The following is a 25038-nucleotide window of genomic DNA, read 5'->3' as shown; positions in this document are numbered from 1 at the left end:
CCGGAGTCAGTGAAGAGGGGCGTCGTCAGGCCGGGGCGGCGGCTGGACATGCGACTCGGGGGCCCGAGCGGAGATCCCAGGCTCCTAGCCAGCGGACCTCCAGGTCGAAGCGGACGCGTCCGCGCTCCGTGTAGAACCGATAGAGGATGGCGGCAAGACTGCCAATGCCCGCCCATGCGATTACCAGGGAGGGAATCCCCAGGACGTTGGAGTCCGGAATCACCACCACGTTGGAGTCCGGGCGGAGGGGAGCCATCCAACGATGGCGATGGAGAGCCGCCGCCAGTTTCGCTGCTCGCGCAGCTCGTTTTCCTCCCTCAGGACGAGCTCATTCAAGATGTTCAGAGAGACCTGGGCTTCGCCCAGGTCTCCAGCCTCAAGGACCTCCTGGGCCCGCTCACGCCACAGGATGCGCATGGCGATGCCGGCTGCATCCCTCCCGGCCGCGCGGCCCATGGGCGCCGAATCGTTCTGTCTGATTCGTGCCGGGAGGGATGTCCGCAGCCGTCAGGGCGTGCCGGACGGCGGGCAGTAGGCGCCCGTCAGCATCGACCAGAGCTGGTGGGACTCGGTGGAGAAGAAGAGGTAGCTGCCCGCGCGGGCGAAGACGTCCGTCTCGCCAGACCCGGCGCCGAAGAGCCCGGGCGCCGAGCCCATGGGCCCGGGAACGATGTCCTCGACCAGCCGGACGCGGCCCTGGAAGACCTTCCACGGCTCGTGCCCGTGCTCGCCGTCGTCCGCCGCGAAGTAGAGCTTGCGGCTGGCCACCATGAGGCCGTAGGGCGAGGAGCCCTCCGCGCCCGGGCGGATGTCCCGCGCGAGCCGCGTGCCCGCGGCGGTGCCGTCAGTCACCCACAGCTCGCGCCCGTGCGCACCGTCGTCCGCGGTGAAGTAGAGCAGGCCCTCGAACACGGTCAGCCCGGTGGGAAACGAGCCCTCCTCGCCCGGGAGGATGTCCACCAGCCGCCCCGTGCCTCCGGGCGTGCCGTCGCTCACCCACAGCTCCACGCCGGCGCCGGGGAAGTCGCTCTCCTCGGCGGAGAAGTACAGGCGGCCGGCGTAGGCGGTGAAATGGCCCGGCGTGTTCACCTCGTCCCAGAAGTAGAGGGGCGTGGCGGCGCCCGGGGTGCCGTCGCTCACGTAGAGGAAGGGGGTGCCGTCCGTCTCGTCCACCAGGAAGAACACCCGGTCCCCCACGGCCGTCAGCCGGAAGATGGAGGTATCCCCGCCGCCGCCCACACGGAAGAGCTCCTCCACGGCCCGGGTCGGGGACACCTCCAGCACCGCGTGGGTCTCCAGGTCCTCGTCCACGTATGCGTCGAAGACGAGATTGCCGCTGGCCGTCTCCACGATTTCGTTGGGGAGGCTGGAGGGGGCGCCGGGGTTGAGGTCCAGGTACAGCCGGGTGCCCGCGGGCGTGCCGTCGCTGGCCCACAGCTCCACGCCATGCTCCGGGGTGTACATGCGGAAGAACAGTCGGCCGCGGAACTCGCCCAGCACCGTCAGGCCCGTGCCAAGCGGGGGCGACGACGGCTCGGTGACCAGCGGGAGGGTTCCGGCGGCAGTGCCGTCCGTCCTCCAGAGGGTGTCGCCCACGATGAAGAAGAGCAGCCCTCGTGCTTCCGTCAGGCTGCTCGGGTAGGCGCCGAAGTCGCGGAACAGGCGCGTGCCGCCGGGCGTCCCATCGCTGGTCCAGAGCGCCGGGCCGTGGGTGCCGTCATCCACGGAGAAGTAGAGCGTCCCCTTCACGCCCGTCAGCTCATAGGGCCCCGCGAGATCCCCTCCGGCCGAGAAGTCCGCGAGCCGCGTGGCGGAGGGACACGTGTCCCCGCCGTTCGCGAGCATGTCCGGTGTCTCCAGGGACACGGGCACTTCGTCTGGCTCCGAAGTCGTCACCCCGCATGCGGCCAACCCGAGCCCCAGCAGCCACGCACCCGACTTGCGTCCCCACCTGCTCATCATGACTTCCCCCTCCCGACAGGGCGTGATGCCCCTCGCGGTGGACCGGAAGCTTGGGCGGGCGCCAGGACGCTGCATCTGCACCCGGGTTGGGGGCAATGACAGCCGCAGGGAGGAGAGATGGACCGCACAGGCTTGCCTGCTTCGGCGGGAACGGAAGAGTGCGGTGCCGCCGAGACCTGTTGCGGCGAAGCAACCCAGAGGTGGAGGCGGCGCCTGGGCCTGAGCGGTTGCCCACGAGGGGCAGCGTGTGCGCACGCAAGGGGTGGAGGCTGCGCACGCCCGCCACGGGCTCACTTGCCCTCTCCGGGCCCGGACCCACCTTTTCAAGGCCATGACGGTGCTCTGGTTCATCATCTGGGTCATCGCGAACAACGTCGGTGCCCCTGAGCCGCTGCTCCTCGACCCCGTGAATGTGTGGGCCGGGGCCTTGATTCTCGCCGTGGCGCTCGACCTCTCGGCGGCTCACGCGAAGCGGGGCGGGCGGAGCAGGTAGAAGCGGAAGCGAGCAGCGGCCCGTGGGAAGTCAGGCCGGTGACAGCGCGTTCAGGCCGAGCAGCCATCGCGGGCATGTGTCCCCTTGCACGAGTCGGGCCGCTCCCTCGATACGCTCGCGATGGTCCCGCTCTGCTGGCGGACAGCCTCGCGGCAGTTCTTGGATACGCTCCCCGCCTTGAATGGTGACGTAGCTCAACCCCATCTCAATTCATGGAAGGTAGACGGGCCGCAACGGCGAAGCCCCAGGTCCAGACCTCGCGGCCGTCGGCAATGGAGGCGCAAGATGGAAGCGGGCGAGTATCTGAGGCTCCTGGCACAACGCGAGGTACCCATCACGCTCTTCAACAAGAGCTATGGGGCGTATGTGTTCGTCTCGAATGACAAGAAGGGCGGCGACCATGTCGTCGAGGCGCACGGCGCAGAGGGAGAAGCCCGGAACTCCTTTGTCCTGGAAGACTGCGGCGATGGCTGTTTCCGGCTGCGCAATCCCACGTACGGTGACTGGGTCTTCGTCTCCAACGACAAGCTCAGGGGCGACAACATCGTGGAGGCACATGGCTCTTCCGGAGAGGCTCGGAACAGCTTCCAGTTCGTTCCCGTGGACGCCAGCTTGCGGCGCTTCAAGATCTTCAGCCCCTCCTATGGGAAGTGGGTGTTCGTTTCGAACGACCGGATGGGGCGCGACTACGTCGTCGAGGCGCACCCACATGAATTCGAGGAACGAAACATCTTCGAAGTCACTCTTCCCGATGCCCAGTCCTACACGCTGACGAACGTAAAGTATGACTTGAGCAGAGCCATCCATTCGTTGACCCCACCCGTTTTCTCAGGCGTGGAAAACTTGACGAACGAGGGGGATACCGAAGCGTCAAAGACCGCGACCATCACGAGAGCGGTGTCTGAAACCACCAACTGGAGCACGAAGTGGGGAATCAAGGTGGGCGTCAGCACGAAGGTCAAGACAGGCATCCCGATACTGGTCGGTGGAGAGGTCCAGATTTCCGCCGAGACGACCTACGAGTCGACGGAGGGGGGCTCTGTCGTCATCACCGAGACTCAATCGCACGTCATTGCCGACAGGGTGCCGCCCCGCTCGGCGGTCAGGTGTGAGTGGTTGCTCCACCAGCACCACGTGGCGGTCCCCTATACCGCGACCCTGGTCCTGGACTTCGGAGGGACAGGAATTGATATTCCAGTGGAGGGCGTGTTCGAGGGCGTCAATCAGACGGAGTTCAACGTCACCTACCGTCGGCCGACGCCCCTCTAAGCCAGGGGAAGTAAGTCCTGTCACGGGGCCCGTCAAGCGCGCTCCACCCGCACGGCCGTCACTTTGTAGTCGGGCGTGTGGGTGTACCCGTCCTGATGCGGGCCGATGACGGCGTTGATGAAGACCTCCACCGTGTGGAAGGTGGTGAAGAGCTCACCGGGGCGAAGGCCCCCGGCGCGGCGCATGGGCAGCACCGCCTCTCCATGCCGGCTGCGGACCCGCACGCGCGCACCGTCCTCCAGCCCCAGCCGCTCCGCGTCCACCGGGGCCATGGGCAGGAAGACGTGGCCACAGGCCCGAGCCGTCTCGTTGAGAAACAAATCCTGGACCACCAACACCTGTAGCCGGTGAGGTTGCCCGGCTCGCAGCCCATGTGCGCCGAGCCCTGCACGTTGTTCTGCCCGCGCATTGGATTGACGCCCATGCCCGGCCCGCCGAGGTTGCCCGTCAGGAGCGCCAGGTGAGTTTCTGCATCGCAGGGTGGTACGGGGTTCCGGTGCGGACGGTGTCCGTCCAGTGAAACACCGCGCGGCGCCGCACCACCTCGGTGCACAGGTCATCGGGGCAGATGCGCTCCACGCGTGCCGGCTCGGCAGTGAAGTCGCCGGCCAGCACGGCGAGGGCGAGGCTAGGGGCCCAGCCGTCTGCGAAGCAGGTGCAGGGCCCAGGCGCCGAAGAGGATGCTGAACGCGCCCAGTCCCAGCCAGACGACGATGCGCTGCTCGAGGAAGCTGGAGCCGAGATAGACGGTGCCCACCGCGTACGGTAGCTCCGCCAGCGCCAGGACGAGCAGGTAGCGGCGCAACCCGTAGCGCGCCAGCCCGAGCACGTAGCCCGGAATCTCGGAGGGGACCGCGAGCTGGAAGAGCAGCACCAGCACGAAGGGCGTCTGCCGGGAGATGCGCTCCTCGTAGCGGGCGAGCAGGCTGGAAGAGGCGAGCCGGCGGATGACCGGACGTCCCCCATGGCGCGCGAGGCCATAGGCGCTCGCGCCGCCGAGCATCCAGCCCACCCACAGCAGCAGCACGCAGACCGTCTTCCCCCAGGCCTCCAGGGCCACCGGCAGCAGCAACGCGCTGGAGAAGAAGGCCAGCATCGCCGACAGCGCGGACACGAGGACGAAGAGCACCGCGCCCCAGAAGGGGTGCCCGGCGATGATGGGCGCGGAGGCGTCGAGCACCTGGCGGAGGACGGACTGGAATGCGTCCGAGGAGGCGAGGAACGCCAGCCCGACGAGCAGCAGCACCAGCAGGAGCGGCCGCCCCGCTGCACTGCGCGGCTGCCAGCGCGGGCGACTCACGCGTGATGCGACAACGGCCGCTCCGCCGTCACCAGCGCGGGGAGCGTGAAGGAGAAGGTGCTTCCCAGGCCCGGGCTGCTCTCCACCCAGATGCGGCCACCATGGGCCTCGACGAGCCCCTTCACGATGGTCAACCCCAGCCCCGCTCCCTCCTTCTTCCCCGCGCGCGCCTGCCAGAAGGGCTCGAAGAGGTGGGGCAGGTCCTCCGCGGCGATACCGGCCCCCGTGTCCCTCACCGAGAACCTCACCCTGTTCCCCTCCTGTACGGCCTGGATGCGAATCTGTCCGCCGTGGGGGGTGAACTTGAGGGCGTTGCCGAGCAGGTTCGAGAGGATCTGAAGCACCCGGTCATGGTCGGCATGGATGGGCGGCGCGTCCTCCGGGACGTCCGCCGTGAGCTGGATGGACTTCGCCTCCGCGAGCGCTCGGTGCAGCTCGAGGGCTTCCAGGACGAGCGCCCCGGTCTCCTGGGGTGCGCGCTCCACCGAGAGTCGGCCAGCCTCCAGGCGGGCCACGTCCAGCAGGTCCTGGATGAGCCGGTTGGCCCGCTCCACCGCCTTCCGGATGGAATGGAGCGGCCGCGTGTCGGTGGCCCGCTTTTCGGGCGGGTGCTTCAGCAGCGTCCCGGCGCTCAGGGCAATGACATTCAGGGGCGTGCGGAGGTCGTGCGCGACGATGCGCAGGACCTCGTCGCGGATGTGGGTCGCCTGCTCGGATTTCTCGTGGAGGCGCGCGTTGTCGAGCGCGAGCGCGGCGCGGCTGGCCAGCTCCTCGGCGAGCGCCAGGTCCCGCTCACCGTAGCGACGCCCGGGCTCGGAAATCCAGAGGATGACCGCGCCGAGGACGCGCTCCCGGGCGCGCAGGGGCACGACGATGACCGACACGGGAGCGAGGCGGCGCAGCCGCTCCAGGTGGTCGCCGTCCTCCGCCATCGCTTCGAGCACCGCCTCCGGGACGTCCGGGAGGAGGACGGGCCGGCCCGTCTGGAGCACGCCCGCGACGAGGCTCCCCTGGCGCAACGGGTCATGGGGATGGGTGGTGAGCAGCTCGTGCAGCAGCCGCGACTTCTCCGGCGAGGCCGCCGCGCCCTCCAGCCACTGGACGTGCCCGTCTTCATCCAGGAGCTCGGCCACGCACCAGTCCGCCAGCATCGGGACGGCAAGCCGCGCCACGGTGGCGAGCGTCGTCCGGGGGTCGAGCGAGCTGGCGAGCTGCGGGCCCGCCTCGGCCAGGAAGCGCAGGGCCTGCTCGAGCTGCTTGCGCGCCGAGATGTCCTGCACCTGCGCGATGAAGTGGAGTGGCTCGCCCCGGGAGTCGCGCACCAGGGAGCCCGTCAGCAGGACGCTCACGAGGTGGCCCCGCTTGTGGATGTAGCGCTTCTCCAGCTGGTAGGTACGGAGCTCCCCCTGGCGCAGTCGCTGCACGTTTGCCAGGTCCAGGTCCAGGTCCTCGGGCCAGGTGATGTCCTGGAAGGTCCGGGCGAGGAGCTCCTGCGGTGCGTAGCCGACAATCTCGGACATGGAGTCATTCACGTTCAGGAACCGGCCATCCAGGCCGACCAGGGCCATGCCGATGGGGGCGGCCTCGAAGGCGGCCCTGAAGCGTTCCTCGCTATTGCGGAGCACCTCCTCCGCGTGCCTGCGCGCGGAGACGTCGCGCAGGATGACGGTCAGGAGGCTCGTCCCATCCACCTCCACCTTCGAGATGCTGGCTTCGGCGGGGAACTCCTCGCCGCTCTTGCGCCGACCGGAGATGGGACGCCGCTCTCCCATCTGCCGGGAGGCCCGGGTGCCCGCCGCGAACTGCTGGACGTGGTGCCTGTGTGGCCGTCGATGCCGCTCGGGAAGGAGCAGATCCAGGGGCTGGCCCACGGCCTCGTGGGCGGAGTACCCGAAGATGCGCTCCGCGCCCTCGTTGAAGAGGGTGATGCGCTGTGCCGGGTCGACGGAGATGATGGCGTCGACCGCGCTGGAGACGAGGCCGGTGAGGCGCGCCTGCGTCATCCGCAGCGATTGCTCCACCCCCTGGCGCTCCGCTTCCATCCGGGAAAGGGTGCCTGCCCTCCGCGCGAGCAACGCGACGAAGACCGCCAGCGCGAGGAGCACGAGCACGAGGGCCGCGAGCGCGAAGCGGACGAGGCCTGGCGAGCCCAGGCCCCAGGCCAGCCCCCCGGCCGCCGCCATCAGCACGGCGAGTCCCGCCGCGAGCGGCGCGAGCCGGCCAAGGGCCTGTTCGAGCCAGGGAGTGGAGGCGCTGCCCGGGAGAGTCGTCATGGATGCCTGCCCGCCGCGGGAGTCCCTCACCGTGCCCGCGCGGCCTCCAGCAGCCGCCGCCGCTCCGCCGCCGCGATGACCCTCCGCGCGGCCCCCGGGATGGAGGTGATGTCCGCGCGCACCAGGTGCTCGGCGAACTCGGGCCGGTTGGACGGCGCCTGGCCGCGGAGGGAAGAAGTGATGCCGGCCTCGCGGCTGGCCCGGAGGATGTGGAAGAGGGCGTCGAACCAGGGGAGTGGCTCCGTGGCGGCCTCGCCCGGCGCCGGTGCCCGCGGATGCTTCTCGGTTTCGGGGGAAGGGTCCATGCTTCCAGCTCCTGGGACAACGGGTGGAGGCGAGCGGGCCCATGGCCAGCCGGACGTCGGTGGGTGCCCACCGCCTCGCCTGTCCTGACGCGCCCCGGGGAAGTTGGGCTCTACATGCCGCCGGGACACGCCAGGCCCAGGCAGGACGCCAGGGCCTGGCGCCCCAGTCCGCCCCTGCCCTGGGGCGGGCTTCCCTGCCTGGTCCCTCGTCTCGAGATTCCAGGCATGGAGATGCGGGAGTGGGACGCAAGGGCACTGCGCGTGCTCGTTGGCTTTCGGAGCAGCGAGGGACAGACGGAGAAGGTGGCGGACTGCCTTGCCCGGAGGATGATCGCGGCGGGGTGCGAGGTGGAGGTGCACGACGTCGCCGACGTGACGGAGCGGATGCTCGAGGCGTCCGATGCCGTCGTGCTCGGAGCCTCCATCCACAGGGGGCGCCATCAGCGACGGATGGTGCGCTTCGTCCAACGCTACCGTGAGGTGCTGGCGCGCAAGCCCACCGCCTTCTTCTCTCTCAGTCTGACCATGAGTCAGCCCACCGCGGAGCACCGGCGGACGGCCGAGGGGCTCGTTCACGACTTCGAGCGTGAGACGGGATGGACGCCCGACATGTTCGCGGTGTTCGCCGGCGCGATCCCCTATACCCACTATGGGTGGATTCTCCGCTTCTTCCTGCGGCGCATCCTCCGGGATGCCGGGGGACCCACGGACGTATCCCGCGACTACGAGTTCACCGACTGGGAGCAGGTCCGCCACTTCGCCGAGGACTTCCTCGGGAAGCTCGACGCCTCGGGCGCCCGGAGCGCGGTGGGGACGCCTGTCAGCGAGCCTGCGCCCCTGGCCCCCTGATTCACGGGCCGTTCCCAAGGACAGGCTGGCCCCTCCTGCAGAGGGGAAGGTCGGTCCTTCAAGGGCGGATGGCGCTCTTCATGACGCCGTCGTTGCGCTGGCCGAAGAGCTCGTACGCCTCGCGGATGTCCTTCAATGCGAAGTGGTGGTGCGGGACTGGATGGGAGGGGACTCCACATTGGACACGCGGAGGTGCGGCAGGTCACCCCGCTCGCAGAGCCGGTACACGGTGGCAGGTTCAAATCCTGTCGCCCCGACCAACTGAAGGCCCTGGAGTTTCCGGTGAAAGCCGGTGACTCCAGGGCCTTCGACTTTGCGGGCTACGTCGTGGCGGCTACTTTTCGTCGTTGTGCGCCGAGAACCTGTCGCGCCCCCGTTACGTCGAGGAATGCGTTGCCCAGCATTTCGGCCACGGCAGCTGGGGGCAAGGCGTCCTGGAACTTGCTCAACCGGTAGGGTGGGGATTCGTGCGGCAATGGCCTGAAGCCGGCCAGGCGTGGACCAGAACTCTTCACGCGCGGCCTCCTCTTCCACCCAGCCCGCGCGGGCCTGCTCGATGAGCGCGATGGCGAGCAGCAGAGAGTCGGTGTCCTCGCAGAGGAAGGCCATGTTCGAGAACTGACCCGCGCGGCGTCCCGTCCGCCCGATTCGCTGAAGAAACGAGGACACGGTGGATGGCGCGTTCGCCTGCATCACCGCATCCAGGTCGCCCACGTCGATGCCGAGCTCGAGCGTGGAGGTGCACACGATGCAGGCTTCCCGGCCATGGTGGAAGCGCTCCTCGGCGAGCGTCCTTTCCTCGAGTGACACCGAGCTGTGGTGAACGAAGACGTCGGTGCCCTGGCCCCGCATTCGCTCCGACACCGCTTCGGTGAGCGAGCGCGTCTGGCAGAAGAACAGGCTCTTCCTTCCCCGGGCCAGCGCTGCGCCTGTGCGCGCGATGTCCGAGACAGTGCCCGGGAGGCTGACCGAAAGCTTCCGCTGGGTCGGCTGCCGGGGAGGCTCCACCACCGCTCCGGTACGGTGTGAGGAGCCCTTCAGCCAGGTGAGGATTCGAGCCGGATTGCCCACGGTGGCGGAAAGCCCCACCCGCTGCACGTCCCCCCCACCCAGCGCCGCCAACCGCTCGATGACCGAGAGCAGGTGCGCCCCCCGGTCCGTCCCGGCAAGCGCATGGACCTCGTCCACGACCACGTACCTGAGCTGGGAGAACAGCGCCTGTACGGGAACGCGCGGCGAGATGAGCATCACCTCGAGCGACTCCGGCGTGGTCATCAGGAGCTCACAGGGCTCCTTGATGAAGGCGCGCTTCGCCCGGTCGGGCGTGTCTCCGTGCCACACGAAGCGGCGGAGCCCCACCATCTCCGTGTACGTCCCGAGACGCTCCTCCTGGTTGTTGAGGAGCGCCTTGATGGGCGCCACGTACAGCGCGCCAACGCCCGGGACGGGCCGCTCCATCAACTCCGCCAGTACGGGGAAGAGGGAGGCCTCCGTCTTGCCTCCGGCGGTGGGCGCGAGGACGACCGCGTTCTTTCCATCCAGCAACGCCTGGGCCGCCAACTCCTGGACGGGCCTGAGCCCGGTGAAGCCCAGGCGGCTGACGATGGCTTCCTGCAGCCGGGGAGGGAACCGGGAGAAGACGCTCATGAAGCCCCTCAGAAGTTCACGACTTCGTAGCCCCGGTCCTCGCCCGGCTCTGGCGGGTACTCGGGTCTGCCCTCACGGAGGCTCGCCTCGGTGTGCGTGAGCGCCGGCTCGATGGGGGGCTTGCCCGGCGCCGGCCGGAAGTCCGGCTCCTGCTCGACGATGTCGAACACGCTCACCAGCCGCCGCAGGAACTGCCGGGGCACCACGCCCACGTCGGCGCGCAGTCCCTCCGAGACTTCCCGCACCAGCGAGTCCAGGTAGTCCGGGCTGACAGTCAGCTCGAAGCGCGTGCGGTCGGTGGTCGGGTACATGGAACGGAGCTTCATCCCGACCTCCTTCAGCCGCTTCTGGTCGAAGGGCTTGAGCGCGAGCTGCGGCTGCTTGAGCGGCGCGAAGCCGTCCACCTGGGTGAACGCGATGCGCTCGTTCAGCGGTTGGAGCCCCTTCACGCCCCGGTTCGTGTCGAAGAAGTCGGGCGTGCCCGTGAACACCCAGAGCAGGCCAGGGAAGCCGCTCGCGGCATCGAGGATCTGCCGCATGCCGTTCAGCGACTTCTGCCGCACGTCCGCCTTCATGCGGAGGATGGTCTCCGCCTCGTCGATGACGAGCCCCGCATAGCCCGCGCCCTTCACGATGGCGAGGATGCCCCGCAGGTAGGCGAGCGCGTCGGTGCTCTGGATTTCGCCCTTGATGCCCGCCAGCTTCTTGGCGCCCGCCGCGATGTTCTCGCTCCCGGACAGCCAGGAGAGCAGGGCGGAGGCCTCGGCGAGCTGCCCCTTCTGCTTCAGCTCGAAGATGGTCCGCACCACGCTCTGGGACGGTCCCTCCTCGGAGGCACTGGAAGACGTGGTCGGTGTCTCGCTGGCTCAGGGGCATGGTGGGGTCTCCAGTCGGGGCGGCGACAGTTCCTGTCACACTCTCGCGGCACGACCTACGCCTTGTCGTCCCGCTCGTCCCGCTCGTCCAGTGGCTGCCGGGCTGTCTCGCGGTAGAAGGGCACGGCTGCTGACCTTCGCGGCACGGGACGTCGGGTGACGGTGGGCCCTATGATGCGGAAAGCGACGGTGCCCTGGATGGTAGAGAAGCTCTGGAGATGTCACCCACATGAGAAGAGCCTCAGTGATACGGAGGGTGATGGCGGTGAGCCTTGCCCTCATGCTCGGTGCCTGCGGTGCGACTCCGACGCGCCCCTCGGTGGCCGGGCCTACGGGCCCCCATGACCTTGGCAGGTACGCGCTCGCCTTCGAGCAACGCCCCGATGGGCAGGTGGCGCATGCCTGGATTCCGTTGAAAGACTTCGATCTGACGAAGTTCCAGCACACCTTGAGCACGACCCACCTCCGTCGAAATATCGTGCGCGTGTCCACCTCGGGCTTGAATGAGTACTGTGCTGGTCGACATGAGCAGTGCGTGAATGACTGTCTCGCGAGCAGCCGACCCTTCGGAATCGGTCATCGTAAATACATGGACACACGGACACAGCCGTGGCGCATCGCCAGGCGTTGGTGGTGTCCGCGCTACTGCATGGAGGGTTTGGTTGAGTGCAAGAAGGGACGCGGTGAGTGGGCAGAACAGTACGCGGCCGAGTTCGATGCGATAGATCCTGCCATTGACTGGATCAAGAGGCATCGCACGGAGCTCGTCGTGGGTGCTGTCGTGGTCATTGCCGGTGTAGCTTTCGCCGTGGTGGTCGTTGGCTCAGGGGGAGCGGCACTCGTTCTGGCGCCACTCCTGATCATGGCGGAACGCTCCCCGGCGCTGCCCCCCGACACCCAGCTCGTGGAGGCATGCAGGTGAGAACCTATGAGGCTCTCGCAGAAGCGGCGATTCTCATCGCGGCCCGGCAACGGACAGCAGGTGTGAAGGGGCGCCCGGAGGAGGAGAAGCTCTGGTTCTATCTGAGCGTACTCAGCTACTTCGTAAACGTCACAGGCCAGGTCTACCGTTTCGAAGACGCCCTCGAAGAGATGGGAGACGTAGCGCAGCGCCACGTCAGCGCACGCATGAGCGCGCACACGAATACGTACGCGCAACAGGCGGTGGAGCTGCTGCTCAATTCCCTGAGTGAAACGCCTGAGCCTGAACAGAGGCCCGTGCTCCTGCTCGTCGCGCTCATCAACTTCATCGCTGATACCGGACAGGTCGACGAGGTCGAGGACTTCTTCAACCATCTACTGGACCTCGCTCCGGTGGCCATCGCGCACTTCACCCGCCGCGAGGAGGCGGAGGCCTGGCTGAAGGGGAGCGCGGAACCCCCGAGCCCGGCCCGCATCCTCATTGGCGATGAGTACTATCAATTCTGGTATGAGAGAGAGGACAATACGCGCGGCATGTGTCTCGATTATGCAATCGAGCCGGCGCTGGAGGCACTGGCCGCCAGGGGAATTCCCGCACAGCGGCCTTCCTTTGCCACACGCGCGGAGGCAGAGGCGTGGTTGATGAGTCACCCAGCCAATCCCTATTCCTTCGTGGCCATCGCCGGGGAGCACTACTTCGCGGTGCACCACCCAAGACTGAAGCGCCACTCTCTCCATCATGTGGCATCCGCCCTGAGTGCCTGGGAGGAGCGCAAGAAGGCCGTCGAACGAGATGTGGCCCTGGGGGCGGCGGACCGGTCTGGTCAGAGGCGCTGATAGCGCTTGCCGTCCGCGGTGGTCATCACCTGGACGTCGAAGGTGAGCTTGTCCCGGAATGAGTCGAAGCGCGCGGCGAAGGCGCGGGCCTTTCGCGGGTGGCCGAGCAGCTGGACCAGCTCCGCCTCGTTCACGCTCCCGAACTGCTGGAGGTGGTCGAACACCTTGCCAGCGTCCGCGTCTCCCAGCTTCTCGCCCCAGACGCCAGGGGCCCTGGGGGGCGGTGCGGGCGGGGCCTCGGGTGCGGGTTGCTGTGTCTCCGGCTCCTTGCGCGCTGCTGGTACGTAGGAGACCGGGTAGGTGGTGGGCGGAGAGGCCTTCACCGACAGGTCGCCCGCCAGCGCGAGCTCCACTGCGAGCCTGTCATTCACCGCGCCCTCGAGGACGAAGTACACCTCGGCCCACTCGCTCGTGCCCGGGCGGAGGCGGAAGCCCCCGGGCTGGGCGACAGCATCGGCTCCCGTCACGTCCTTCACCACCATCCGGACATCCGTGTTGCCCGCCACCCGCATCACCACGTCCACGGGCTGGGAGCTGGCGAACTCCAGGGGCGCCTGTCCGCTCCGCTTCGCGGGACTCACCCGCACGAGCAGCCGCTGCACGCCCATGGCGGCGCTGGCGGGCTCGCATTCGATGGCGAAGCGCAGGCCCGTGTCCGCGGCGGCGCGCTTGCGCGAGACGTGCAGCACCGGGATGACGCGCTCCTGGAGCGAGTTGCCGCCGTGGGTGAACGAGCCCGGCGCGCGGCCCACGTCGTACTCGGCGGTGTCCTCGCGGAACACCAGGAAGCCCGGGGCCTCGTAGTGCAGCGAGGCGAGCGGCACGCAGAGGTGGCCCGCGTCCGTCCGCTCCATGTCGCTGAAGACGTAGCGCCGGTCCGCCTGCCCGCGCGCGCCGAACCCCTGCGTCCGCACCCCGCGCTGGAGCAGGAAGCCGTGGTCCGAGCCGCATCCTGGTGGAGGCCGAGTCCGACGAAACCCTGTCCCCTGAATCATGGACGCTGTGGCTGTCCGAGGAGGGCGGTGGGCGGGCGCTGGTCCTGGGAGGCATCGCCTTTGCCCCCATGGTGTGGCGCGGGGCCGGAACCACCAGGGCGAGTCCGTAGGCCCCGCAACATGCTCGTCGATGCCCGCAGGCGGAGCCCGAAGCCGGGCCCCAGTCGCCCGCCGTGCCTCACACCTCCGTCTCACCCATGCCGAGCTTCTTCCGAATCCGCCCCAGCCGTTCGCCCAGCGCGGCCTGCGCCTCGGGCGCAAGCTCCGTGCGGCTGTCACCCACGACGCCCTTTCGGATGAATCCCATCCTGGCGGGGCCTGATTGGAAGATGCGCACCCGCACGTCGAAGCGCTCATGGTGCTTCTTCATGTAGGCGAAGCTGCACTTCTCCAGGATGTCCCCCATGCGGTCCTCCTCCAAGGGGACGCCGAGGAAGCCCGCCACCTTCCGGATGCTGCCCTCCAGGTCCGCGACCATGTCCTCGTAGCGGATGTGGAGGACGTTGGCATCCGCGCGGTGGGGCCACCAGGACTTCAGGTGCGTCAGCCAGTGATTCACCATGCTGGAGTGGCGGATGAAGCCTGCGTCGAGGCGATTCCAGTAGCCATTGATCAGACCGACGTGGTGATGGAGCGACACCATCGAGTCCGCCGCATTGCGGGTGACGTAGATGACGCGACTGTCCGCGGGAGGGGACAACATCCCGTAGTACAGGTGCGACTTCATGATGCGCGGAGAGGGCAGCGCGTCCAGCACCTCCCGCGCGAAGCCCTTGAGCGCGATGCCGTCCAGATCGGGCGACACCTGGTACAGGTGCTCGAACTCGCCCCGGCCGCCCGTGAGCACCTGGTAGACGATCTGCTGCATCCACGTCGTGCCCGTCTTGGGCGCGGTGGCCACGTAGATGTCCCCGGGCCGTGGCTTGAGCAGGATGTGCCGCATCCGGAGCACCAGCAGCGCCTGGTACGCCATGCCCACGGAGTTGGTGACGGGGAGCAGGATCATGTTGAAGAAGCCCAGCACCCCCAGAAGGGCACGCTGCTTGAGTGTCAGACCCGTCGTCATGCCGTGCTCTCCCTGTCCTCCTCGAGGAACCGCCCCGTGCCACCCGGGGATGCGAAGTCCCGCCCGATATACACGGGTTTCCTCCACGAACCCGGTGGGACTGGCCGGATGAATGAAGGGACGGAGTGAGGCGGGGCCAAAGCTACCCAGTCGAGTCCCTGGTTCGTTGACGCACGCTGACGGCTGCGGAGCGTTCCGCTGCTCGCCTGCTCGCGGCTTCCGTGATTCGCGGCCGCTGCCCGGGGATTGCTACAGTCAACCTGCACTGGTCGACGTGCACCTCCGGGGGCGACACCAAACATGGAAACCGTCACGACTTCGAGCACCTTCGCGGCCACCGGGATGCGCGCTCCAACGCGTCTCCCCACGAGTGCGGGCGGCGCACCGCTGCCAGTGCGGCTGCGGCGGGTCCTCGAAGGGCTCTCCGGCTACGACCTGGGCGACGTGCGCGTCCACGCGGACTCTCCCTGGCCGGCGCGCGTCGGAGCGCGGGCCTTCGTGCTCGGCGGCGACATCCACCTGGCTCCGGGGGCCGGGGACGCCCTCGGACACGAGGCGTGGCATGCCGTCCAGCAGAAGCAGGGCAGGGTGCGCGCGACCCGGACAGCCTTCGGCGCCGTGGGACTCAACGACGAGGCGGCGCTCGAGCACGAGGCCGACCTCATGGGCCACCTCGCCTGGGAGCTCGCACGCCGGGGCGGCGCCGTGCCGCTCCCGTCCCCACTGCGTGTCGCGACACCCCTGACGCCGGTCCTCCAGCGGCACGTGCGCGTGGGCGGTGTCTGGATTCCCAACGAGGCCATGCTCGAGACGCGGATCCAGAACCAGCTGAACCTGGTGGACTCCGACGTCGTCGACTTCGACGAAATCCTCCGTGACATGCTCGACGAGGACCTCGACTTCGCGGACTGGAATGCCGTGAAGAGGGAGCTGCGCATCCGCGAGGTCGGCTATCAGGCCGTGACCAAGATGCGGGAGCTGGCGACCGTCCACGGCCCGCGATGGACGACCGCCCACAACCGCTACAACACGGAGCTCGCCCAGGCCCAGACAAACACTCCCGATGAGGTCGACCAGGCATTCCAGACCCGGCTCGAGCAGCGCATCTTCGACGAGGAGGAGGTCATCCGCTGGGGCAACGCGGCGTACTTCAGATACCAGGCGCGGCACCGCCCCATGTTCCAGTGGCTCGCGGGGGTGCGGAACGACGACCCCCTCCTGATGAACTGCTGGGAGGCCGTCCTCTATGCGCTCGTGAAGACCCGGCTCGTTCCCAAGAGCTACATCACCTGGTGCATCCGGCAGGAGGAAGCCGCGAGCCCCATCCTGCCGACGCTGGCCAATCCCATCAACCTGGCCATCAGCATGCTCAAGAACATGGACTACTTCTTCTGGCAGACCATGTCCGACAGCCTCATCGATACAGCCCGGTACAAGCGGATTCCGCCGCCAGTGAATGACAAGAGCGAGGGCATCAGAATCGCGGCGGACAGGGTGATCCCGAAGGGGCGCATCCTGATGTTCGGGACCAATGTGCACGTGGCGCTGTCCACGGGCACAGTCACGAACGGCAAGCACGGCATCCTCGAGCTCGACGGGAGCACCCGGACCATCCGTGAGGGCACCATCGAGGCCCTCCCCCTGCACTACCTGTCGTCCATGGTCGTCGCCCCGTTTCCCATCACCCCCGCGGGCGCGTTTCCCGTCTCGCAAGAGGACAGCGACAAGACGAAGAAGCGGCTGGAGATCAAGAAGTCGATCAACCTGACCTATATGCCGAAGCGGGCGAAGGCGCGGGAATTGTCCAACCGGGAGGTCGAGAAGCTGCAGCAACAGAAGAAGCTCGCCGAGAACGCCTCCCGCCAGGAGGTGCTCGACAAGGAAATCCTGGAGGAGGAGGCGTATTGCCTCAAGGTGCTCGACCAGCTCAGTGCCGAGGTCGAAGTGAAGGTCGATAAGCGGCTCGTGGAGTGGGAGAGAACCCGCCCGGCACCCAACATCGAGGTCTTCAACTTCGAGTACCCCGCGATCGACCCCTACGACGGAGACGTCGTCCTGCTCTGACCGGAGCACCCGCGCTTCGACCTCGTCGACCCCTGTCTGCTCCCTGGAGCGTCATGTCCTTCGCCCATCTCCTTCAGCAGTTCGATGCCCTCGGCCCCCTGGCGCCTCGCGCGCCCATCACCCTCAACCAGGCCTTCACGGGCTCGGCCGAGGTGACGGCCATGTTCCGGTCCGTGTTCGGCACGGATGCGCTCACGCTCGACACCGTCACCGCGCAGACGGCCCGCTCCGAGGACCGCCTGCAGCTCGTCGGCACCACCTCCGTCTTCAACATGCCGGAGGTCCAGGTCACGTTCCTGGCGCGCGACCTGGAGGGAGAGCTGCTCGTCACGCTCGACATCCTGCTCCCCGGAGGCTTCTCCTTCTCCAGCGTCTTCCCCCTGCTGCCGGAGCAGGTGAGCACGGAAGTGGATGAGCTCACCGGCGACAAGGTCACCGAGCCCCACTTCCTCAACCGGCTCAGCCTGGGGACGGGCCGGCTGCTCTTCTCGAACCGCGCCTGGCTCGACGAGCAGCGCTCCCTCCAGCTCGTGCCGGGGCTCAACTTCTCGGGGGAGCTCTCCTTCATGGGCCTGCTCTTCTCCGCGCGGTACCTGCTGCGCGACGACAGCCCGGTCCAGCTCTCCGGCCCCCTGAAGGAGTTCCGCCCGGCGGCCAGCCCCATGGAGTTCCTCGGGGTCCGCCTCTCCGCGCCGTTGGAGCTCGGCTTCGACAGCCTGGGGCCCCTCACCATCAAGCAGTCCCGGCTCTTCCTCAAGTCCGGCTTCCACGCGCACCATTTCGACCCGGTGGTCAGTGCCACGCAGGACCCCGGCGTCTACGTGCTCATCGACGCGGAGCTCGGGGGGCGGCCCGCCCAGCTGGTTGGCGCGTACGAGGTCCTCGACATCCCGTCGACCGTCGACATCCATGGGCGGTTCACGGACTTCGGCGTCTCGGGCTTCGCGAGCCTCACCCAGACGGTCGGCGTCGAAGGCTTCGAGCAGACGCTGCCCGAGGACTTCCCCACGGACACGGGGCTCTCCATCACCGAGCTCGGGGTGTCCTTCGACTACGTCACCCACGCCGTCTCCAAGCTCATCCTGGGCGTCGGCGCCCGGGTGGAATGGGAGATCGTCCCCGACGTCATGACGTTGAAGGAGGTGGGCTTCACCTTCACCATCTCCGAGCCCTTCAGCCGCGCGCGGCGCATCACCCCTACGCTCACGGGCCTGCTGGCCTTCAAGAAGTTCAGCCTGGCGGCCTTCGCGGAGTACCCCACCTGGCGCTTCGGCGCGGGCCTGCCCGCCGGGGAGACGCTCCCGCTCGGCGACGTCATCGAGTCCTTCCTGCCGGGTGAGACGGAGCTGCCGCCCCTCACCATCCAGCAGCTCCTGCTCCAGGCCTCGCCCAGGGAAAAGAAGGTGTACCTGAGCGCGATGCTCCAGGACCTTCTCTCCATCCCCGTCGGGGCCACGGCCTTCGAGGTGGCCGGCTTCAGCCTCGTCCTCGACTACGACAAGGTCCGGGGCGGCACCAATGCCCTGGTCTCGGCGCGTCTGCGGATGGCCGACACCCACGTCATCCTGAGCGGAGAGGTCCAACAGGGTCTCGTCCTCTCCGGCTCCCTCCAGGGCTTCGAGCTCAAGAAGTTCTGGTCCCTCGTCACGGGCGGCGAGTCGCTCCCCGACGAGGTGCCCGACATCGTCTTCGACACGCTCGCCTTCCGTGTCGACACGAAGACGCATGCGTTCTCGGTGCTCGGCAACGCGGTGGTGGACTGGGACGGGCTCTCCCAGGAGGGCTCGCTCCGGACCGCCGTGGAGTTCTCGCTGACGCGTGATGTCGCCGGCAGTCCGGGCGCCACGGTCTCCGCGTTCCGCGCGAGCCTGAGCCTCCAGGGCGACGGGCCGGTGCCCGTCGCCGAGGGACTGTCGCTCAAGGCCTTCAACCTCCTGTTCAGCTACCAGACGGGCACGGGCTGGCAGCTCTCCGGCGGCGTGAGCGCGGACCTCTTCGACACGGTGCTCGCCCTCCAGGCGGGCTACGAGTCCATGCAGGGCATCCAGAAGGTGAAGCTCCGCGCGACGGCCTCGCCGGAGCTGACGCTCATCGACCTCCAGGGCGTGGGGTCCTACTCGTTCAAGCAGTTCGACCTCCTGGTCGACCGCCGCGTCATCGACGGCGGAAAGAAGAAGACGTACTTCGACCTCCGCCTGGCCTCGACGCTGGAGATTGACTCCCTCTTCAAGCTCGGCGGCTACCTGGGCCTCAGCAACACCGCCGAGGGCAAGAAGGCGCTCGTCTTCAAGCCGAACCCCGGCTCGACGACGTTCCAGCTCGACTTCCCCACGGGCGAAGGGCTCGGCTTCCGCGGCGAGCTGTTCGAGGTGGGGGTGGTCAAGGAGTCCGCGAGCGCGGGCTGGAGCTTCTCGGGGACGACCATCCTGGGCTTCACCGGCATCTCCGGCGGCCTCGCCCAGGTGCTTCCCACCAAGGTCACCGCGAAGCTCGTCGCCGGCAGGTCGGCGGCCAGCCTCTCGGCGGTGAATGTCTCCGGCCCCATCGACTTCGCGCTGCCCAGGGCCAACGGCAAGGACCTCGGCAAGGTGGTCATCCAGCTCACCGAGCTGGGCATCTCCATCAAGCCGCAGCTCGGGCTGGTGCTGGAGGCCGGGCTCGGGCTTCCGGCGGAGCTCAACACGTACCTCGGCACGCAGCTGTTCCGCGTCTACCAGCCGGGCAACCCGCTCACCATGGCCCGCACCCGGTTCACCATCTCCGGCACGGGCGTCGCCATGCAGGTGCTCAGCTCGCCGTTCACCGGGGCCAACGCCGTCGTCCTCAACAACGAGGCCTGGTACGACGTCGACTTCGGGAAGTACGGCGCCATCAGCTTCAAGATGCCGACGTTCGTCTATGACGGCATCACCCAGTACTTCGAGGCGGGCGGCGGGGTGAAGGTGACGCGGCCCCTCGCGCTGCCCCTCGCGCCGCTCAAGCTCTTCCTGGAGGCCTGCGGGGCCAAGGGGATGGCGGACATCTTCCCGGACGCGCTCCCCATCGAGGCGCTCGACCTGGTCGACAAGAACAACGACCTGAAGATCGACGAGCTCGTCACCTTCCTGAAGAAGGCCGGCGGCGTCCCGAACGAGGTCGTCTCGGCGCTGAAGCAGGCCGGCAAGGTGCTCAACCGCTTCCCGGACGGGTTCAAGCAGTACCTCCAGCTCGAAGTGCCGGAGCACCTCGAGTTCAAGTTCGGCTTCTCTCCGGCGGGCCGCATCAGCCTCGGGCTGCTCGCGCCGAAGACGCCGGTGCGCGTCCTCTTCCCGGCCGTCGTGCAGAGCTACGTGCCCATGCCCGGGCTCATGGGCATCGAGGTGCGGAAGTTCTCCGTGGGCACGCTCCTGTCCGGCTCGCTCTTCTACGGCGAGGTCGACGCGCTCATCGACCAGTTCGACCTCCCGTCGCTCGCCGTCTCGCTGATGTTGCCGCGCAACGAGAGCTTCCCGCTGCCGACCTCGGACCAGCTGCAGCGGCGCATCATCCTGGATGACGTCTTCTGCATCATCCCCGTGTCCCAGGGGCTGCCCGTCCCGCTCCCGGTCTTCTATGACGAGCTCGGGTTCGAGTACCTGGGCATCGAAGGCCTGGGCCTCCAGGCCCACATCGGCTTCCCGAAGCCCCAGCTGGACGGGGCCGCCGCGGTCGCCGTCTTCCAGGCCTTCAACCAGTTCTTCAATGACCGCAAGGCGCTGCTCGACCCCAACACGCCGCCGGGCGGCGTGGACCTCGCCTTCGCCTTCCACGACGAGTTCCTGCAGGCGCCCGAGTACCTCGGCGCAGGCGTGCTCGGGACGAAGGGCAAGAGCATCAAGGTCGGCTCGTGGAAGTACATCGCGTCGCTGCTGAACTTCGGGAAGACGTTCTCCATCAACGACTGCATCGGCTCGATTCCCATCGAGAACCGCGTCGGCAGCGCGGAGTACCGCTTCGCCTTCATGAAGTTCGACGCCGACTGGCTGCTCACCACGCCGGCCGAGTTCCGGAAGGGCGCGTTCCAGCGGCTGAAGCTCAGCGAGAGCGACCGCGACGACTTCCTGACCGTCCTGCCCTCGGTGGCCAGCACCTCCGGCCAGGGGCAGACGGGCAACGAGGAAGGGCTCGTCGCCTTCGTTCGCGGGGAGGCGGACCTCGCGTTCATGCGCATGGAGGCGGCCTTCGGGCTGGCCGCGTCCGGCTCCATGGGCTTCAACACGGGGTTCAAGGTTGACGGCAAGATTGGCGTCACCGAGCTGGAGCTCTCCGGCGCGGTCATGGTGAACGCGCCGGTGGCCACCGGGGGCACTGGCGGCCTGGGGGGGCTGACCGCCCAGGCGCAGGAACCGGCCACGACCACGCTTCAGCTCACCCCGGGCACACAGGCCCTGTCCTTCAACGGGAAGGACACCCGCATCGAGATTCCGGCGTCCGACAGCCTCGTCCTGCCGGAGTACACCGTCGAGCTGTGGATGCGGTCGGCGAAGGACCAGCCCGGGGAGTGGGCCGACGTCTTCGGCGTCGACACGCGGAAGGGCGGCCTCTGGAGGAACCACTTCCTCGCCGTCAATTCGGGCTCCAGCTTCTACCACCACCGGCTCACGGACGCCGGGGGAGGGAACTCGGGCCCGCCGGACACTCGCAATGGCACCGTCACCTGGGGCCAGTGGCAGCACGTGGCGATAACGAACGACGGCGTCACCGCGAAGACCTGGGTCGACGGGAAGGAGCTCGCGAGCGGGCCGGTGAATGGGACGCTCGTCCTGTTCAAGGACACCCTCTGGGTCAGCAAGGTGTCGAATCAGGGCGCCCCCTGGAAGGGTGACATCGCCGAGATTCGCATCTGGAAGCGCGCCCGGGGCGCCGCGGAGCTCGCGGGTGGCATGTCCGAGCGCGTGGACGCTGGCAGCCAGGACCTCGTGTCCCTGTATCGCTTCGACTCGGACACGGGCTCGCGCGCCATCGACCTCTGCGGCAGGAACCACGGCACCATCACCAATGGCCGCTTCATCCCCTGCGAGCTCCTGTCGCTGCGCGGCCTCGTGTTCGACGGGAAGGACGACTACGCGGAGGTGCCGGACTCGGCGAGCCTCCGCCTGGGTCCTTACACCGCGGAGGTCTGGTTCAAGCCGAAGCCACCCACGCAGGAGTGGACGGGCCTGTTCGGGAAGAAGGGCCGCAACTACGCCGTCTATCTCCATCAGGCGGGCTTCGTTCACCACCGCTTCCACACCGCCGCCGGCACGAACGAGGGCGCTCCGAATACGCCTCCTGGGGCCGTCGCGTGGAACCAGTGGAACCACGTGGCCATCACCAATGACGGCAAGACGGCGCGCACCTTCGTCAACGGCGTGAAGCTGGCCGAGGGGCCCGTCAGGGGCGCCCTCATCATCGACAACGAGCGGGTGTCGTTCGGCCGCAACGCGGACGCGACGAGCAACCAGTACTTCGCGGGGGAGCTCTCCGAGGTCCGACTCTGGTCTCGCGTCCGGTCTCCCGAGGAGCTCGCGGGGAACATGCGCCGGTGGCTCGGCGTGACGGAGCAGGGTCTCGTCAGCCTGTGGCGCTTCTCCGAGGCGACGGGCAACACCCTCGTCGATGCCTGCGCGCGGAACCCGGGCCGCATCGAGATGCAGTCGGCCGCGGAGCCCGCGAAGCTGCGTCACGACGGCCTCGTCCTCAACGGCACGAGCGACTCCGCGCTCATCGCCCCCTCCGACAAGTTCAAGACGGGCCAGTACACCATCGAGGCGTGGGTCCGTCCCGACAAGGACCCGGCGGGCTCGTGGCAGTGCGTCTGGGGTGGCAGCGGGAAGGCCCCCAAGCTCTATGTGAGCAACAACGGCATCGTCTCCCATCGCTATACGGCGCTCGTCACGGCCACGGAGGAGCGGGCCTGCGTCCTCAACACTCCGGTGAATGCGCTGCGGTTCGGGGAGTGGAACCACCTCGCCATCACGAATGACGGGACGACCTGCGCCGTCCTCGTCAACGGGGTCCTCGGAGCCCAGGAGAAGATGCCGGGCAAGCTCGTCGCGGAGGCCGCCTCGGTCAACGTGGGCCGCAGTGGGGATGCCAGCGCACAGGCCTGGTTCCGTGGCGGCATCGACGACCTGCGGTACTGGTCCGTGGCCCGGACGCCCGAGCAGATTTCGGAGGGCATGAACCTTCCCGTGACGGGGAAGGAGGCCGGGCTCGTCGCCTGGTACAACATGGACCACACCGCGGGCACCCAGCTGGTGGACCTGGGGCCGAACAAGCTCCTCGGTGTGGTGAATGGCGGGCAGTGGGCGCTCGCGGCCTCTCCGGCGACGCAGGGCAGGGCGGCCATCCAGCTCCAGGGCCACATGTTGCTCACGGTGGCGGGCCGCCAGGCGATGCGCGGCGACCTGAAGCTCGTCGATGACCAGTTCTGGTTCAGCGGCGAGCTCGACCTCTTCCCGAAGGACTGGCCCCTCAAGGTGACGGGCAACGTCGAAGGGATGGTGAGCAAGCAACGCTTCTACGTGCAGGGCGAGACGCGCAACGCGCTCTTCGGCTTCGTCCTCTCGCAGTCCCGCGTGTACCTGTCCAACGACCAGCTCCGGCTGGAGGGGCGGTGGCTCGGGACGTACATGCTGCTGGACGTCTCGTGGGACAAGAGCGATCCCATCTTCAAGGGCTCTGTCGGGTTCAAGGCGTCGCCCCGGCTCGACTTCGGCGCGGTCCGCATTGGCGGGGTGAAGGTCGCGACCAACGTCAGCATCTCCATCGACCTGCTGCTGGACGTGTCCGTCGTCATCTCCCGGAATGGGTTCTCCGGAGACCTCACCGCGAAGTTCAAGATCAACGGCAAGGGCTTCGAGCTGCGCCTGGGAATCGACATTCCGCCGGCGGACTTCGAGCAGCTCCTCAACTGGGTCAAGCAGCGAATCATCGACGCGCCGGAGAAGTACCTCGAGCACCTCTTCGCGGACGCGGTGACGTGGCTCAAGAACGTGGGCAGTGGCGCCATCGAGTTCACCAAGGACTCCGGTGAGGCCATCGGGAAGGCCCTGAGCTCCGCCTACAAGGTCTCCAAGGAGAACGCGGCGAAGCTGATGAAGGGGGCCAACTACGCCGCCGACCAGGTCGGCTCGGCCTTGAGCAAGGGCTATAAGGCGACCGCGCAGGAGGCCGCTGCCGCGTTGAAGAGCGCCGACTATGCGGTGGACCAGGTGGGCGGCGCCCTCAAGTCCGCATACGGGACCAGCGCGGAGGAAGCCGCGAAGCTGCTCAAGGGCGCCGGCTATGCGGCGGACCAGGTGGGCAACGCGCTCAAGTCCGCGTACGGCACCAGCGCGGAGGAGGTCTCCCGCTGGCTCAAGGGGGCGGGCTACGCGGTGGACCAGGTGGGCAATGCGCTCAAGTCCGCCTATGGCACCAGCGCGGAGGTCGCCGCGAAGCTGCTCAATGGGGCAGGGTACGCGGCGGACCAGGTGGGCAATGCGCTCAAGTCCGCGTACGGCACCGCTGCCAACGAGGCGGCCCGGCTGCTCAGGAATGCCGGTTACGCGGCGGACCAGGCAGGCAACGCGCTCAAGTCAGCGTATGGAACGGGCGCGGAGGCGGCGGCGAAGCTGCTCAATGGCGCTGGCTATGCCGCGGACCAGGTCGGTAACGCGCTCAAGTCCGCGTATGGCACCAGCGCGGAAGAGGCCGCGAAGCTGCTCAAGGGGGCGGGCTACGCCGTGGACCAGGTGGGCGGCGCCCTCAAGTCCGCGTACGGCACCAGCGCGAACGAGGCGGCCAGACTGCTCAAGAACGCCGGGTACGCGGCGGACCAGGTGGGCAATGCGCTCAAGTCGGCCTACGGCACCAGCGCGGAGGAGGCCGCGAAGCTCCTCAAGGGCGTTGGCTATGCCGCGGATCAGGTCGGCAATGCCCTGAAGACGGGCTGGAACAGCTCGGCCGATGCCACCAGCAAGGCGCTCAAGGCCGCTGGGTACGGGGTGAACGAGGTCGGCAACTACCTCAAGAGCGGCTACAACCTGGGCGCCGACGCACTCTCGAGCGCGCTCAAGGGCGCCGGCTATGCCTCCAACGAGATCAGCAAGCTCTTCAAGAGTTTCGGCGGTGAGTTCTCCAAGGCCGCGAGCAAACTCGATCCGTCGAAGTGGTGACCACTCGCGCGCGTTCGCCGCGC

17 protein-coding genes are annotated in these 25038 nt (G+C 68.0%); 7 read left to right on the top strand and 10 right to left on the bottom strand.

The genetic code is table 11. From position 1 onward, the window contains the following. Window positions 1-219 precede the first annotated feature (219 nt). A complete protein-coding gene (locus tag ACX9TP_RS25370) occupies window positions 220-456 on the bottom strand; it encodes a hypothetical protein (RefSeq protein ID WP_482973191.1) in 237 nt (78 codons plus the stop codon). Between the two features lie 51 nt (window positions 457-507). Further along, window positions 508-1962, bottom strand: coding sequence for an ELWxxDGT repeat protein (locus tag ACX9TP_RS25365; protein WP_482973190.1), 1455 nt, complete (start codon window positions 1960-1962; stop codon window positions 508-510). A gap of 331 nt (window positions 1963-2293) precedes the next feature. Here ACX9TP_RS25365 and ACX9TP_RS25360 point away from each other — a divergent pair, with 331 nt between their 5' ends. Both ACX9TP_RS25360 and ACX9TP_RS25355 read left to right on the top strand, forming a co-directional pair. Then, entirely contained in the window at window positions 2294-2455 is a 162-nt protein-coding gene (locus ACX9TP_RS25360) for a hypothetical protein (protein WP_482973189.1), read from the top strand. A gap of 285 nt (window positions 2456-2740) precedes the next feature. Further along, a complete protein-coding gene (locus ACX9TP_RS25355) occupies window positions 2741-3724 on the top strand; it encodes an aerolysin family beta-barrel pore-forming toxin (protein WP_482973188.1) in 984 nt (327 codons plus the stop codon). 32 nt (window positions 3725-3756) lie between these two features. Here ACX9TP_RS25355 and ACX9TP_RS25350 read toward each other — a convergent pair whose 3' ends face one another. The 4 genes from ACX9TP_RS25350 to ACX9TP_RS25335 all read right to left on the bottom strand — a co-directional run bounded on the left by ACX9TP_RS25350 (window position 3757) and on the right by ACX9TP_RS25335 (window position 7602). Beyond that, window positions 3757-4044: a molybdopterin dinucleotide binding domain-containing protein gene (locus ACX9TP_RS25350; RefSeq protein WP_482973187.1), complete on the bottom strand. Its 288-nt coding sequence runs from the start codon at window positions 4042-4044 to the stop codon at window positions 3757-3759. Window positions 4045-4352: 308 nt separating this feature from the next. Further along, window positions 4353-5024, bottom strand: a complete 672-nt coding sequence (locus tag ACX9TP_RS25345; RefSeq protein WP_482973186.1) for a TVP38/TMEM64 family protein — start codon at window positions 5022-5024, stop codon at window positions 4353-4355. Then, window positions 5021-7297: a sensor histidine kinase gene (locus tag ACX9TP_RS25340; RefSeq protein WP_482973185.1), complete on the bottom strand. Its 2277-nt coding sequence runs from the start codon at window positions 7295-7297 to the stop codon at window positions 5021-5023. The genes ACX9TP_RS25345 and ACX9TP_RS25340 overlap by 4 nt, the downstream gene beginning before the upstream one ends. 26 nt (window positions 7298-7323) lie before the next feature. Next, window positions 7324-7602: a hypothetical protein gene (locus tag ACX9TP_RS25335; RefSeq protein WP_482973184.1), complete on the bottom strand. Its 279-nt coding sequence runs from the start codon at window positions 7600-7602 to the stop codon at window positions 7324-7326. 225 nt (window positions 7603-7827) lie between these two features. Here ACX9TP_RS25335 and ACX9TP_RS25330 point away from each other — a divergent pair, with 225 nt between their 5' ends. After that, entirely contained in the window at window positions 7828-8451 is a 624-nt protein-coding gene (locus tag ACX9TP_RS25330; RefSeq protein ID WP_482973183.1) for a flavodoxin domain-containing protein, read from the top strand. A gap of 132 nt (window positions 8452-8583) precedes the next feature. Here the strand turns inward: ACX9TP_RS25330 and ACX9TP_RS25325 are convergent, their stop codons facing one another. After that, window positions 8584-10098: a DEAD/DEAH box helicase gene (locus ACX9TP_RS25325; protein WP_482973182.1), complete on the bottom strand. Its 1515-nt coding sequence runs from the start codon at window positions 10096-10098 to the stop codon at window positions 8584-8586. 8 nt (window positions 10099-10106) lie between these two features. Continuing rightward, window positions 10107-10907 (bottom strand): BREX system ATP-binding domain-containing protein, encoded by an 801-nt coding sequence (locus tag ACX9TP_RS25320; protein WP_482973181.1) that lies wholly within the window; start codon window positions 10905-10907, stop codon window positions 10107-10109. Between the two features lie 331 nt (window positions 10908-11238). Here ACX9TP_RS25320 and ACX9TP_RS25315 point away from each other — a divergent pair, with 331 nt between their 5' ends. Together ACX9TP_RS25315 and ACX9TP_RS25310 are read left to right on the top strand one after the other, a co-directional pair. Continuing rightward, window positions 11239-11895, top strand: a complete 657-nt coding sequence (locus ACX9TP_RS25315; RefSeq protein ID WP_482973180.1) for a hypothetical protein — start codon at window positions 11239-11241, stop codon at window positions 11893-11895. Further along, window positions 11892-12731, top strand: coding sequence for a hypothetical protein (locus ACX9TP_RS25310; RefSeq protein WP_482973179.1), 840 nt, complete (start codon window positions 11892-11894; stop codon window positions 12729-12731). The genes ACX9TP_RS25315 and ACX9TP_RS25310 overlap by 4 nt, the downstream gene beginning before the upstream one ends. On the opposite strand, the gene ACX9TP_RS25305 is transcribed toward ACX9TP_RS25310, so the two are convergent. Together ACX9TP_RS25305 and ACX9TP_RS25300 are read right to left on the bottom strand one after the other, a co-directional pair. Beyond that, a complete protein-coding gene (locus ACX9TP_RS25305; protein WP_482973178.1) occupies window positions 12719-13645 on the bottom strand; it encodes a hypothetical protein in 927 nt (308 codons plus the stop codon). The two genes, ACX9TP_RS25310 and ACX9TP_RS25305, sit on opposite strands and share 13 nt — an antisense overlap. A 259-nt stretch (window positions 13646-13904) precedes the next feature. Next, window positions 13905-14792 carry a sulfotransferase domain-containing protein gene (locus ACX9TP_RS25300; protein ID WP_482973177.1) on the bottom strand — a complete coding sequence of 296 codons (888 nt, stop codon included), beginning with the start codon at window positions 14790-14792 and terminating at the stop codon, window positions 13905-13907. A 300-nt stretch (window positions 14793-15092) separates the two neighbouring features. Between ACX9TP_RS25300 and ACX9TP_RS25295 the strand changes: the two genes are divergently transcribed. Together ACX9TP_RS25295 and ACX9TP_RS25290 are read left to right on the top strand one after the other, a co-directional pair. Further along, entirely contained in the window at window positions 15093-16856 is a 1764-nt protein-coding gene (locus ACX9TP_RS25295; RefSeq protein WP_482973176.1) for an eCIS core domain-containing protein, read from the top strand. Window positions 16857-16909: 53 nt separating this feature from the next. Continuing rightward, window positions 16910-25015 carry a LamG domain-containing protein gene (locus ACX9TP_RS25290; RefSeq protein ID WP_482973175.1) on the top strand — a complete coding sequence of 2702 codons (8106 nt, stop codon included), beginning with the start codon at window positions 16910-16912 and terminating at the stop codon, window positions 25013-25015. The last annotated feature ends 23 nt before the right edge of the window (window positions 25016-25038 follow it).

It is taken from the genome of Pyxidicoccus sp. M15 (assembly GCF_056858435.1).
Note: the sequence above shows the minus strand (reverse complement) of the source record. Positions and strands in the feature narration are given on the sequence as shown.

Coding starts and splice junctions, on each gene's coding strand:
- ACX9TP_RS25370 (WP_482973191.1), bottom strand. CDS start 456: ATGGGCCGCGCGGCCGGGAGGGATGCAGCCGGCATCGCCATGCGCATC.
- ACX9TP_RS25365 (WP_482973190.1), bottom strand. CDS start 1,962: ATGATGAGCAGGTGGGGACGCAAGTCGGGTGCGTGGCTGCTGGGGCTC.
- ACX9TP_RS25360 (WP_482973189.1), top strand. CDS start 2,294: ATGACGGTGCTCTGGTTCATCATCTGGGTCATCGCGAACAACGTCGGT.
- ACX9TP_RS25355 (WP_482973188.1), top strand. CDS start 2,741: ATGGAAGCGGGCGAGTATCTGAGGCTCCTGGCACAACGCGAGGTACCC.
- ACX9TP_RS25340 (WP_482973185.1), bottom strand. CDS start 7,297: ATGACGACTCTCCCGGGCAGCGCCTCCACTCCCTGGCTCGAACAGGCC.
- ACX9TP_RS25335 (WP_482973184.1), bottom strand. CDS start 7,602: ATGGACCCTTCCCCCGAAACCGAGAAGCATCCGCGGGCACCGGCGCCG.
- ACX9TP_RS25330 (WP_482973183.1), top strand. CDS start 7,828: ATGGAGATGCGGGAGTGGGACGCAAGGGCACTGCGCGTGCTCGTTGGC.
- ACX9TP_RS25325 (WP_482973182.1), bottom strand. CDS start 10,098: ATGAGCGTCTTCTCCCGGTTCCCTCCCCGGCTGCAGGAAGCCATCGTC.
- ACX9TP_RS25300 (WP_482973177.1), bottom strand. CDS start 14,792: ATGACGACGGGTCTGACACTCAAGCAGCGTGCCCTTCTGGGGGTGCTG.
- ACX9TP_RS25295 (WP_482973176.1), top strand. CDS start 15,093: ATGGAAACCGTCACGACTTCGAGCACCTTCGCGGCCACCGGGATGCGC.
- ACX9TP_RS25290 (WP_482973175.1), top strand. CDS start 16,910: ATGTCCTTCGCCCATCTCCTTCAGCAGTTCGATGCCCTCGGCCCCCTG.